Genomic DNA, 12,583 nt, shown 5'->3' on the forward strand with positions numbered 1-12,583 from the left:
GCCACTTCGACGACAGGGCCTAGGCGGCGGGCTTCGGGCTTCGGCCCGAAGGGGCGTGCGCCCGGTCGGCGGGCGCGCGGGGGGCCGAGACGGCCTACTCCTTTTGACCTGCCTTTGCGAAAACGGGTGGGGATCAGGCACCCGATTGGCCGAAGATGGAGCGAACCCCCCTCGATCTTGCCGACCGGAGCCTGCGCGTGCTCATACGACTTCTGCGGACCCATCTGGGTCCGTACCGGAAACCCATCGCCCTGCTGGTGCTGCTGCAACTGCTGCAGACCAGTGCGAGCCTCTACCTGCCCACGCTCAACGCCGACATCATCGACAACGGTGTCGTCAACGGTGACACCGGTTACATCCTGCGCTTCGGCGCGTTGATGCTCGGTGTCTCGCTCGTCCAGCTCGTCTGCAACATCGGGGCCGTCTACCACGGCGCCCGCACCGCGGCGGCGCTCGGCCGGGACGTCCGGGCCGCCGTCTTCGACCGCGTGCAGAGCTTCTCCGCGCGGGAGCTCGGCCAGTTCGGCGCCCCGTCCCTGATCACCCGTACGACGAACGACGTCCAGCAGGTCCAGATGCTGGCGCTGATGACCTTCACGCTGATGGTCTCGGCGCCGATCATGTGCGTCGGCGGCATCGCGATGGCGCTGTCGCTCGACGTGAAGCTGTCCGGCGTGCTGCTCGCGGTCGTCCCGATCCTCGGCCTGGCGGTCGGCGCGATCGTCTTCAGGACCCGGCCGCTGTTCCGGAAGATGCAGACCCGCCTGGACATCGTGAACCGGGTGCTGCGCGAGCAGATCACCGGCAACCGGGTGATCCGCGCCTTCGTCCGCGACGCGTACGAGAAGGAGCGCTTCCGGGAGGCGAACGCCGAGCTCACCGGGGTGTCGCTGGCCTCGGGGAAGCTGCTCGCGCTGATGTTCCCCGTCGTCATCGTCGTCGTGAACATCTCCAGCGTCGCCGTCATCTGGTTCGGCGCCATGCGCGTGGACAGCGGTGGCATGGAGATCGGCCAGTTGACGGCCTTCCTCGCCTATCTGATGCAGATCGTCATGTCCGTGATGATGGCCACCTTCATGTTCATGATGGTGCCGCGCGCCGAGGTCTGCGCCGAGCGCATCCAGGAGGTCCTGGACACCGAGTCCAGCGTGGTCCCGCCCACCGACCCGGTGCGCGAGCTGCGGCGGCACGGGCAGTTGGAACTGCGCGGCGCCGACTTCCGCTACCCCGGCGCCGAGGCCTCGGTGTTGCGCGGCGTCGACCTGGTGGCCCGTCCCGGCGAGACGACGGCGGTGATCGGTTCCACGGGCAGCGGCAAATCCACGCTGCTGGGGCTGGTCCCCCGGCTGTTCGACGCGACCGGCGGCGAGGTGCTGGTCGACGGGGAGGACGTGCGCCGGCTGGATCCGGAGCTGCTGGCCAGGACGGTGGGCATGGTGCCCCAGAAGCCGTACCTGTTCTCCGGCACCGTGGCCTCCAACCTGCGCTACGGGCGCCCGGACGCCACGGACGAGGAACTGTGGCAGGCGCTGGAGGTGGCCCAGGCCAAGGACTTCGTGTCCGCGCTGGAGGGGGGCCTCGAAGCGCCCGTCGCCCAGGGCGGCACCAATGTCTCCGGCGGTCAGCGGCAGCGGCTGGCGATCGCCCGCACGCTGGTGCAGCGCCCGGAGATCTACCTGTTCGACGACTCCTTCTCGGCGCTGGACTACGCGACGGACGCGGCGTTGCGCGCGGCGCTGTCCCGCGAGACGGAGAACGCGACCGTGGTCATCGTCGCCCAGCGGGTGTCCACGATCCGTGACGCCGACCGGATCATCGTCCTCGACGAGGGCCGGGTGGTGGGCGAGGGACGCCATCACGAGTTGATGGCCGGCAATGAGACCTACCGGGAGATCGTGCTCTCCCAGCTGACGGAGGCGGAGGCGGCGTGAGCGGGCCCGGAGGACGAATGATGATGGGGCCGGCCCAGCGGTCCATGGACTTCAAGGGGTCGGGCAAGCGGCTGCTGGGGCAGCTCGCGCAGGACCGGGTCAAGCTGTGGGGCATGGTCGTCGCCGTCATCGGCAGCGTCGCGTTCACGGTGGTCGGCCCGAAGATCCTGGGTCATGCCACCGACCTGGTGTTCGCGGGGATCGTCGGCCGGCAGATGCCGGCCGGGATCACGAAGCAGCAGGCGCTGGACGACCTGCGCGCCAGGGGCCAGGGCGGCATGGCGGACATGCTGTCCGGGACGGCCTTCACCCCGGGCCAGGGCATCGACTTCGGCGCCGTCGGGGTCGTGGCGATCGGGGCGCTGGTGGTCTTCACCCTCGCCGGTCTGCTGATGCTGGTCGCGACGCGGCTGTCGAACCACGTGATGAACGGCACCGTGTACCGGATGCGCGAGGAGCTCCAGGCGAAGCTGTCGCGGCTGCCGCTGTCGTACTTCGACCAGCAGAAGCGCGGCGAGGTGCTGAGCCGGGCGACGAACGACATCGACAACATCGGGCAGACCCTCCAGCAGACGATGGGGCAGTTGCTGAACTCGCTGCTGACGATCGTCGGCGTGCTGGCGATGATGTTCTGGATATCGCCGCTGCTGGCGCTGGTCGCGCTGGTGACCGTGCCGGTCTCGATCTTCGTCGCGGCGAAGATCGGCAAGAAGTCGCAGCCGCAGTTCGTGGCGCAGTGGAAGACCACGGGCACGCTCAACGCGCACATCGAGGAGATGTACTCGGGGCACAACCTGGTCAAGGTCTTCGGGCGGCAGAAGGAGTCCGCGGCGGTCTTCGCCGCGGAGAACGAGGAGCTGTACAAGGCCTCGTTCAAGGCCCAGTTGGTCAGCGGCATCATGCAGCCGGTGATGTTCTTCATCTCGAACGTCAACTACGTGCTGATCGCGGTCGTCGGCGGTCTGCGGGTGGCCTCGGGCACCCTGTCGATCGGTGACGTGCAGGCCTTCATCCAGTACTCGCGCCAGTTCTCGATGCCGCTGACGCAGGTCGCCTCGATGGCGAACCTGGTGCAGTCCGGTGTGGCCTCGGCGGAGCGGGTGTACGAGCTGCTGGACGCCGAGGAGCAGGAAGCGGACGCGGAGGTCCCGGAGCGTCCGGAGTCGCTGCGCGGCCAGGTCACCCTGGACAAGGTCGCCTTCCGTTACGAGCCGGACAAGCCGCTGATCGAGAACCTCTCGCTCACGGTCGAACCCGGGCACACGGTCGCGATCGTCGGCCCGACGGGCGCCGGCAAGACCACGCTGGTCAACCTGCTGATGCGGTTCTACGAGGTCACGGGCGGCGAGATCGCCCTGGACGGCGTGGACATCGCGAAGATGACCCGCGAGGAGCTGCGGAGCGGGATCGGCATGGTGCTCCAGGACACCTGGTTGTTCGGCGGCACCATCGCGGAGAACATCGCCTACGGCGCTTCGCGCGAGGTGACCCGCGCGGAGATCGAGGAGGCCGCGCGGGCGGCGCACGCGGACCGCTTCATCCGCACCCTGCCGGACGGCTACGACACGGTGCTGGACGACGAGGGCGCGGGGGTCAGCGCGGGCGAGAAGCAGCTGATCACCATCGCGCGGGCGTTCCTGTCGGACCCGGTGATCCTGGTGCTCGACGAGGCGACCAGTTCGGTGGACACCCGTACCGAGGTGCTGATCCAGAAGGCGATGGCGCGTCTCGCGCACGGCCGTACGTCCTTCGTCATCGCGCACCGGCTGTCCACGATCCGCGACGCGGACGTGATCCTGGTGATGGAGAGCGGGTCGATCGTGGAACAGGGCACCCACGAGGAGCTGTTGGCGGCGGACGGCGCCTACGCGCGGCTGTACGCGGCGCAGTTCGCGCAGGCGGTGGCCGAGGTCGACTGACCGGGCGGGGTCGTCGCGGTCGTGTCAGGGGTGCCCTCGTCGAGGGGGCACCCCTTTCGGCTGGTCCGTCCGGGTCGCGTGCGGTCCGGACGGCGTGCGCGTCAGTCCAGGTAGCCGCGGAGCTGGTCGGCGAAGGCGTGGTCGCGCAGCTTGTTGAGGGTCTTGGACTCGATCTGGCGGATCCGCTCGCGGGTCACGCCGAAGATCCGGCCGATCTCCTCCAGGGTGCGCGGCCGTCCGTCCGCCAGGCCGTAGCGCAGTTGGACGACCTTGCGTTCGCGCTCGCCGAGGGTGGAGAGCACGGCTTCCAGGTGCTCGCGGAGCAGGAAGAAGGCCGCCGACTCCATGGGCGAGGTGGCGTCCCCGTCCTCGATGAGGTCGCCGAGGGCGACGTCGTCCTCCTCGCCGACCGGGGCGTGCAGGGAGACCGGCTCCTGTGCGAGACGGAGCACCTCCAGGACCCGCTCGGGGGTCAGTTCGAGGTGGACGGCGACCTCTTCGGCGGTGGGCTCGTACCCGCGTTCCTGGAGCATGCGGCGCTGGACGCGCACGACGCGGTTGATCAGTTCCACGACGTGGACGGGGACGCGGATGGTCCGGGCCTGGTCGGCGAGGGCCCGGGACATCGCCTGCCGGATCCACCAGGTGGCGTAGGTGGAGAACTTGTAGCCGCGGGCGTAGTCGAACTTCTCGACGGCCCGGATCAGCCCGAGGTTCCCCTCCTGGACCAGGTCGAGCATGGTGAGCCCGCGGCCGACGTAGCGCTTGGCCACGGAGACGACGAGGCGCAGGTTGGACTCGATGAGACGGCGTTTGGCCATGCGTCCCATGACGACGAGTTTGTCCAGGTCGAGGGTGAGCTGGAGGTCGAGGCCGGGGGTGTTGCCCAGCTTCTCCTCGGCGAACAGCCCGGCCTCGACGCGTCGTGCCAGGTCCACTTCCTCCGCGGCGGTGAGCAGCGGGATCCTGCCTATCTCGCGCAGGTACTGGCGGAAGAGGTCGGCGGAGGGACCCGCCCCGCTCCCGCTGTCCGCGCTGCGCCTGCGCTGCTCCGGCACCGGTTCGATCAGCTCCGGGACCTCGGGCTCGTCGTCCACGGCTTCGGCCTCTGCCTCTGCCTCTGCCTCGACGGGTTCGTCGGCCCGAGCGGGGTGACTCACGTTCACGGTCAGGGTCTGGGTCTGCACGGGGGCGACCTCCAGGGCTCCGAGGACGGGGGCACCGCACCTCAGTGTGGGGTACGACACATCGCCGCCACGAGGGGCGTGCGAGCACTTTCTGAGTCCGGTGCGTGACCGATGGTTACCCCCTGGCGGGAACCCCGATGCGGATCGGACGGATGTCCGAGAAGGCCGACGCCCCGTCCTCGCGCGGAACCCGTGTGGTCGTTCGCCGCTTCGACGGAGGGACCCGCGAGCCGCCCCAAACCTGTTCGGCGGCGGGCGAGTTGGAGGTTCGGGTGGTGCTCCCCGCCCGGCGGAGTCGGGGTGAGCGTCATGCCGGGGTGCACGGAGTTGACGCGGATCCGCGCCTCGGCGAGTTCGACCGCGGCATACGCCGACGGTGGCGTCAGTCTGCCAGAGCGGCCAGGGCCCGCGAGACCCCTTCCTCCTTCGGTCCCAGGAAGCGCGGTTCGGGCCGCAGCGTCGCGTCCAGCGCCGCCTTGCCGGCCGCGAAGACCTCGCGGGTGCTGCCGTAGTACCAGGTGGAGTCGTGGACGTCGTCGACCCCGACCCCGTACGAGTCCACGCCCGCGGCCCGGCACAGCGCGACGGCCCGCCGGATGTGGAAGCCCTGGCTGACCAGCACCGCCCGGTGCACCCCGAAGATCTCCTTGGCGCGGACACAGGAGTCCCAGGTGTCGAAGCCCGCGTAGTCGCTGACGACCCGCTCGTCCGGCACCCCGTGCCCGGTGAGATAGGTGCGCATCGCGTCGGGCTCGTCGTATTCCGTCCGACTGTTGTCGCCGGTGACCAGGACGACCTTGACCTTGCCGGCGCGGTACAACTCGGCTGCCGCGTCGAGCCGGTCGGCCAGGTACGGGGTCGGCCTGCCGTTCCACAACCCGGCCCCGAACACCACGGCCACGTCGGCCGCCGGCGCGTCGGCCGTGGTCCGCAGCCGCGGCGCGGCCGTCGCGTGCGTCCAGGCCGAGGGCAGCAGCGCCAGCACGCAGCCGACCATGACGGCCTGCACGGCCCGCCGCCGGGCCTTGACGGTGCGCAGCGGCAGCCTCGGCCTCTTCCCGATCCCACGCATGACGGTCCCCCCGGTGATGCCCTCGGATGTGTCGCTGATCAGGACGCGGGGAGGCGGCGCGCGGTTTCGGCGCACGCCCCGGGGGCGCGCCGGCCACCGGCGCCGCGCGGAAAGCACAGCGCCCGACGGGCGCCGGTGAGCAGCCGGTAAAGACCCGTCACCCCGGCGCAACGCCCCGGCAACCTCGACCCCGCAGGATCGGTTCATGACGGAGTCGGCGCACCCGCCCGAGTACCAGTCCATCCCCCTCCCTCCCGCCACCGCCGCGGAGCTGCTGACGCGGATCACCGCGCAGCTCGGCACGCAGCTCAGCGGACTGCGCCCCCGGCACGGCCCGGGCGCCCGGCACCACGGAGTCCACGCATGCAACCCACCCTCGTCGCCGTGGCCCACGGCAGCCGCGACCCTCGTGCCCTGCCCACCGTCGAGGCCCTGCTCGAACGGGTCCGTGAGCTCCGCCCCCGGCTCGACGTCCGGCTGGGGCACGTCGAGCTGAACCGGCCGTTGCTCGCCGACACCCTCGACCGCGCCGCCGGCGAGGCCGTCCTGGTGCCGCTGCTGCTCAGCCGGGGGCACCACGTCAAGCGGGACCTGCCCGCGACCGCCGCCCGGGCCGGCCATCTGCGGACCCGGGTAGCCGAGCCGCTGGGTCCGCATCCGCTGCTGGTCGAGGCCCTGTACGAGCGGCTGCTGGAGGCGGGCTGGAGCCCCGGCACGCCCGTCGTGCTGGCCGCGGCCGGCTCGCGCGACCCCGACGCCGCCGTCGACGTCCGCCGCGGCGCGGCCCTGCTCTCCGAGCGCCTCGGCGGGGTCGCCGTGGTCCCGGGCCACGCCTCGGCCGCGGCGCCGAGCGTGCCCGACGCCGTGCGGGCGCTGTCGGTCCGGACCGGGCGCCGGGTCGCCGTCGCCTCGTACTTCACCGCGCCCGGCCGGTTCGCCACCGCGAGCGCGGCCGCCGCGACCGGGCCGGCCGCGGCGCCGCTGGGCGCGCACCCGGCGCTGGCCCGGCTGGTGGTGCGGCGGTACGAGGAGGCCCTGGCCCGCCGGGAACGACCGCTGGAGCGGGCCGTCGCGTAGGTCCTGCCGGGGTCGGGTCCGGTCGGATCGCCCGCCTTGACGGTGGTTCCGGTTACCGTCTGACCATGGAAGGCTTGGAAGGCACCACCGCACCCGCCCGTCCCGTCGACCCGTACGACCCGGCCGACACCGAGCGCTGGGCCGCCGAGCCCGACAAACGGCCCGGCCGGACCGCCTTCCAGCGGGACCGCGCCCGAGTGCTGCACTCCGCCGCGCTGCGCCGGCTCGCCGGCAAGACGCAGGTCGTCACCCCGGGCACGCGTTCGTACGACTGGGACGCGAGCCCTCGTACGCGCCTGACGCACTCGCTGGAGTGCGCGCAGATCGGCCGGGAACTCGGGCTGGCCCTGGGCTGCGATCCCGATCTGGTCGAGGCGTCCTGCCTCTCGCACGACATGGGCCACCCGCCGTTCGGCCACAACGGCGAGGAGGCGCTGAACGAGTTCGCGAAGGACTGCGGCGGCTTCGAGGGCAACGCCCAGTCGCTGCGCCTGCTCACCCGCCTGGAGCCCAAGCGGTTCGTGCCCGATGCCGTGTCGGGCGAGCTCGTCAGCGTCGGCCTGAACCTCACCCGGGCCTGCCTGGACGCCGCCACCAAGTACCCCTGGGCCCGCGGTGACCACCCCACCGACCCGGGCTCGGTCAAGTTCGGCGCGTACGAGGACGACCTGCCCGTCTTCGAGTGGCTGCGCCGGGGGGCGCCCGCCGACCGCAAGTGCTTCGAGGCCCAGGTCATGGACTGGGCGGACGACGTGGCGTACTCCGTCCACGACTTCGAGGACGGCCTGCACGCCGGCCACCTCGACCCGAACCTGCTCTTCGCGGAGCCCGAGCGCGCCACGATCTGGCGGGTCGCCATCGGTCGGTACGTGCCGGCCGACACCGCGCCCGAGGAGCTGCGCGAGGCCCTGGACCGGCTGATGGAGCAGGAGTGGTGGCCGCACGGCTACGACGGATCCGCCATCGCGCAGGCCCGGTTGAAGGACGCCACCAGCCAACTGATCGGCCGTTTCTGCACGGCCGCCGAGACCGCGACCCGGGAGGCCCACGGGCCGGGCCGGTTGACCCGGTACTCCGCCGGACTGGTGGTCCCGCGCGAGGCTCGCAACGAATGCGCCGTCCTCAAGGCGGTCGCGGACCTGTACGTGATGCAGCGCGACGAGCAGGAGCGGGTCCGCGCCGACCAACGCGTCGTCCTGGCCGAACTCGCGGAGGCGCTCAGCGCCCGCGCGCCCGAGGGCCTGGAACCGCAGTTCAGAGCGATCTTCGACGCCGCGGCGGACGACAAGGCCCGCAAGCGCGCGGTCGTCGACCAGATCGCCTGTCTCACCGACGCGTCCGCGCGCTCCCTTCACGCCCGTCTCACCAGAAGGCCCTGACGCTCCGAAGGGTGAGCCGATCGGGCCATTCCCCCTTCACGGGGCAGGCTCAGTGCGGGACGCTCGCATGTGGTCGCATGTGGCGGAGAGGTTATGAGGAGGCATCAGGTGGTCGACGCACACCGAACATTCGTCATCGTCGGCGCGGGACTGGCCGGGGCAAAGGCGGCCGAGACGCTGCGGACCGAGGGGTTCACCGGCAGGGTGATCCTGATCGGCGACGAACGTGAGCATCCCTACGAACGGCCTCCGCTGTCCAAGGGCTACCTGGCGGGCAAGGAGGAGCGCGAGAGCGTCTTCGTCCACGAGCCGTCCTGGTACGCGCGCTCGGACATCGAGCTGCATCTGGGTCAGCCCGCGGTGCAGCTCGACCGGGACGCGAAGAAGGTGGTGCTGGGCGACGGCACCGCGCTGCACTACGACAAGTTGTTGCTGGCGACCGGTGCGGAGCCGCGCCGCCTCGACATCCCGGGCACGGGCCTCGCCGGCGTGCACCACCTGCGGCGGCTCGCGCACGCCGAGCGGTTGCGCAACGTCCTGGCCGGTCTGGGCCGGGACAACGGCCACCTGTTGATCGCGGGCGCGGGCTGGATCGGCCTGGAGGTCGCTGCGGCGGCGCGCGGGTACGGCGCGGAGGTGACCGTGGTCGAGCCGGAGGCGACTCCGCTGCACGCGGTGCTGGGCCCGGAGATCGGCCGGCTCTTCGCGGACCTGCACGCCGAGCACGGGGTCCGCTTCCACTTCGGCTCCCGGCTCACCGAGATCGTCGGGCACGACGGGATGGTTCTGGCCGCCCGTACCGACGACGGCGAGGAGCACCCGGCGCACGCGGTGCTCTCGGCGATCGGCGCCGCGCCGCGCACCGCGCTGGCCGAGACCTCGGGGCTGGCCCTGATCGACCGGGAGCACGGCGGCGGGATCGCGGTGGACGCGTCCCTGCGCACCTCCGACCCGGACGTGTTCGCCGTCGGGGACGTGGCGGCGGCGCATCACCCGGTGCTCGGGACCCGGCTGCGGGTGGAGCACTGGGCGAACGCCCTCAACGGCGGTCCGGCCGCGGCGCGGGCGATGCTGGGCCGGGAGGTCTCCTACGACCGGGTGCCGTACTTCTTCTCCGACCAGTACGACGTGGGCCTGGAGTACTCGGGGTACGCGCCGCCCGGCGGGTACGACCAGGTGCTGATCCGCGGCGACGTGGGGAAGCGGGAGTTCATCGCCTTCTGGCTGTCCGACGGCCGGGTGCTGGCCGGGATGAACGTGAACGTGTGGGACGTCACCGAGCACATCCAGGCCCTGATCAGGTCGAAGGCGCCGGTGGACCCGGGCAGGCTCTCGGACCCGTCGGTTCCGCTTTCCTCGCTGGTGGTGGCGGAGGGGGCCTGACGGGATTGCCGTCGCCCGGCCGTAGACTTCACGGGTGGCAGGACGGATCAACGACGACGACGTGAAGGCGGTACGGGACGCGGTCCCGATCGACGCCGTGGTCTCCGACTACCTCCAGCTCCGCAACGCGGGTGGCGGCAACCTCAAGGGCCTCTGTCCCTTCCATGACGAGAAGTCCCCGTCCTTCCAGGTCAGCCCCGGCAAGGGGCTGTACCACTGCTTCGGCTGCCAGGCGGGCGGGGACACCCTCGACTTCATCATGAAGATCGACCACCTCTCCTTCTCGGAGGCGGTCGAACGGCTCGCGGGCCAGGCCGGCATCACCCTGCGGTACGAGGAGGGCGGCTACACCGCCGGCACCAGCGGCCGCGGCGAGCGGATCCGCCTGGTCGAGGCGCACAAGGCCGCCGCCCAGTTCTACGTGGAGCAGCTCGACGGTGCCGAGGCCGAGATCGGCCGCAAGTTCCTGGCGGAGCGCGGCTTCGACCAGGCGGCCGCCACGCACTTCAGCGTGGGCTACAGCCCGGCCGGCTGGGACCACCTGACCCGGTTCCTGCGCGGCAAGGGCTTCACCGACAAGGAACTGATCACTTCCGGGCTGGCCCAGGACAGCCGCAGCGGCAAGCCCATCGACCGGTTCCGCGGCCGGCTGATGTGGCCGATCCGCGACATCAGCGGCGAGGTCGTCGGCTTCGGCGCGCGCAAGCTGCGCGACGACGACAACGGCCCCAAGTACCTGAACACCCCCGAGACCGCGATCTACAAGAAGTCCCAGGTCCTCTACGGCATCGACCTGGCCAAGAAGGAGATCGCCAAGACCTCCCGGGCCGTGGTCGTCGAGGGCTACACGGACGTCATGGCCTGCCACATGGCCGGGGTCACCACGGCGATCGCGACCTGTGGCACCGCCTTCGGCGGCGACCACATCAAGATCCTCCGGCGCCTGCTGATGGACAACGCCACGGCCGAGGTGATCTTCACCTTCGACGGCGACGCCGCCGGTCAGAAGGCGGCGCTGCGCGCCTTCGAGGACGACCAGAAGTTCGCGGCCGAGACCTCGATCACCATCGCCCCCGGCGGCATGGACCCCTGTGACCTGCGCCTGGCGCAGGGGGACGCCGCCGTGTCGGGGCTGGTGGAGGCCCGGACCCCGCTGTTCGAGTTCGCCCTGCGGCACATCGTGTCCCGGCACAACCTGGAGAACCCGGCGGGGCGCGCGGCCGCGCTGGCCGAGGCGGCGCCGGTCGTCGCCAGCATCAAGGACCTCTCGATCCAGCACGAGTCGGCGGTCCAACTGGCCGGCATGCTCGGCATCCTCGACGAGCAGTTCGTCGTCAAGCGGGTCGCCCAGCTGGCGCGGTGGGCGCGCGAGCGCGGCAACCAGCCGCAGCAGCAGGGCCGGGGGCGCTCCCGGGCGGAGGCCGCCCCCACCGCGCCGGCGCCGCTCGGCGGCGGGCCCGCGCTGAACCTGCGCAGCCCCGCCCACCGCACCGAACGGGAGCTGCTCAAGTTGGCGCTCCAGCGACCAGCCCTGGTCTCCCCCGCGTTCGACGCGTACGGGATCGACGAGTTCACCGCCCCGCCCTACGCGGCGGTCCGCCAGGCCATCCAGGACGCCGGCGGCGCCTCCCAGGACACCGACGACTACCTGGCCCGGGTCCGCGAGGCCGCCCCGAACGACACCGTCCGCGCGATGGTCACGGAGCTGGCGGTGGAGGCCATCCACTCCAAGACGGTGGACGAGATCTACGCCGGGGTCCAGCTGGTGCAGGTCCGCCTGCGCGCGGTCGACCGCCGGGTCCTCGAAATCCAGGGCACGCTGACCCGCCTGAGCCCGCAGGCCCCGCCGGAGCAGCACGCGGCGGTCCAGGAGGAGCTGTGGGTGCTCCAGCAGTACGGCCGGCGGCTGCGCAACCGGGGTGCCGAGGGGCTGTAGGCCCGCGACGCCCCTTCCCCCGGTCGGGCGGGGCCGCTCAGCGGCCGAGCCAGTCGCCGCCGGGGATCTCGGTGCCGGAGGCGGCCAGGTCCCGGGCGAGCAGCGGGGAGGCCAGGTACACCCACGCGGGCACCGGGGTGCCGTCCGGGAGCAGGGCCTCGCGGACGACCCGGTCGTACAGGTTGCCCGGCCGGTCCGGCCCCTCGTACTCCTCCAGCAGGTCGAGCGCGACCAGCAGTTCCGCGTACCGGCCGGGGGCCGGGGTGATCAGCTCGCCGCGTATCGCGGAGCCGGGGCGCGCGACGGCGTACGGATATCCGGGGCCCTCGTAGAGGACGGCGTCCGCCAGCGTGGCCGGCGTCTCGGCGGCGACCCGGCCCCGCAGGAACAGGTCGTGGTTGACCTCGCCGGTGCGCAGGGTGCCGTACACGAAGAACGGCAGGGGTGATCCGACCGATTCCGGCCGATCGACCGATGTCACGGGGTGCTCCTTCGGGTTCCACTGGACGTTCGGCGGGGTCGGCCCCGGGCCGAAAGACCCGACTTCCCCCGCACGATCCCACCGTACGCACCGCTGTTACACAATCTCCGGTCCCCGTGACGGGCCCCGTCCATCATCGGATTCCGCCCGTCCCCCACCCCACGGCTGCCCTCCTCCATGACGCGATCGCCCCACCGTCCCCTCGCCGCCCTGCTGCT

The 12,583-nt window shown here is 71.7% G+C and carries 8 protein-coding genes and 1 pseudogene; 6 read left to right on the forward strand and 3 right to left on the reverse strand.

Features of this window, described 5'->3' with window-relative positions; all coding sequences use genetic code 11:
- Positions 1–197: 197 nt before the first annotated feature.
- Together OTB19_RS11270 and OTB19_RS11275 are read left to right on the forward strand one after the other, a co-directional pair.
- Positions 198–1,931, forward strand: a complete 1,734-nt coding sequence (locus OTB19_RS11270; RefSeq protein WP_267797916.1) for an ABC transporter ATP-binding protein — start codon at positions 198–200, stop codon at positions 1,929–1,931.
- On the forward strand, positions 1,928–3,850 hold the full coding sequence (locus tag OTB19_RS11275) for an ABC transporter ATP-binding protein (protein ID WP_324290514.1): 1,923 nt from the start codon (positions 1,928–1,930) through the stop codon (positions 3,848–3,850). The genes OTB19_RS11270 and OTB19_RS11275 overlap by 4 nt, the downstream gene beginning before the upstream one ends.
- 101 nt (positions 3,851–3,951) lie before the next feature.
- Here the strand turns inward: OTB19_RS11275 and OTB19_RS11280 are convergent, their stop codons facing one another.
- Entirely contained in the window at positions 3,952–5,097 is a 1,146-nt protein-coding gene (locus tag OTB19_RS11280) for an RNA polymerase sigma factor (protein WP_420716826.1), read from the reverse strand.
- 322 nt (positions 5,098–5,419) lie between these two features.
- The gene (locus tag OTB19_RS11285; protein WP_267797918.1) at positions 5,420–6,109 is read right to left on the reverse strand and encodes a SanA/YdcF family protein; all 690 of its coding nucleotides are present in this window, start codon (positions 6,107–6,109) and stop codon (positions 5,420–5,422) included.
- Between the two features lie 205 nt (positions 6,110–6,314).
- Between OTB19_RS11285 and OTB19_RS11290 the strand changes: the two are divergent.
- The 4 genes and pseudogenes from OTB19_RS11290 (at position 6,315) to dnaG (ending at position 11,884) form a co-directional block, all read left to right on the forward strand.
- Positions 6,315–7,186 (forward strand): annotated as a pseudogene (locus tag OTB19_RS11290) (sirohydrochlorin chelatase).
- A gap of 65 nt (positions 7,187–7,251) precedes the next feature.
- Positions 7,252–8,565, forward strand: coding sequence for a deoxyguanosinetriphosphate triphosphohydrolase (locus tag OTB19_RS11295; protein WP_267797919.1), 1,314 nt, complete (start codon positions 7,252–7,254; stop codon positions 8,563–8,565).
- Positions 8,566–8,673: 108 nt separating this feature from the next.
- A complete protein-coding gene (locus tag OTB19_RS11300) occupies positions 8,674–9,948 on the forward strand; it encodes an NAD(P)/FAD-dependent oxidoreductase (protein ID WP_267797920.1) in 1,275 nt (424 codons plus the stop codon).
- Between the two features lie 34 nt (positions 9,949–9,982).
- Positions 9,983–11,884: a DNA primase gene (gene dnaG, locus OTB19_RS11305; RefSeq protein ID WP_267797921.1), complete on the forward strand. Its 1,902-nt coding sequence runs from the start codon at positions 9,983–9,985 to the stop codon at positions 11,882–11,884.
- A gap of 37 nt (positions 11,885–11,921) precedes the next feature.
- Here dnaG and OTB19_RS11310 read toward each other — a convergent pair whose 3' ends face one another.
- Positions 11,922–12,365: a gamma-glutamylcyclotransferase family protein gene (locus OTB19_RS11310; protein ID WP_267797922.1), complete on the reverse strand. Its 444-nt coding sequence runs from the start codon at positions 12,363–12,365 to the stop codon at positions 11,922–11,924.
- Between the last annotated feature and the right edge of the window lie 218 nt (positions 12,366–12,583).

The organism is Streptomyces sp. H27-H5 (assembly GCF_026627505.1).
In the GTDB taxonomy this organism is placed as follows: domain Bacteria; phylum Actinomycetota; class Actinomycetes; order Streptomycetales; family Streptomycetaceae; genus Streptomyces.

What these genes read in the sequence shown, in the direction of transcription:
- OTB19_RS11285 (WP_267797918.1), bottom strand. Translation starts at nt 6,109, where the DNA reads ATGCGTGGGATCGGGAAGAGGCCGAGGCTGCCGCTGCGCACCGTCAAG.
- OTB19_RS11295 (WP_267797919.1), top strand. Translation starts at nt 7,252, where the DNA reads ATGGAAGGCTTGGAAGGCACCACCGCACCCGCCCGTCCCGTCGACCCG.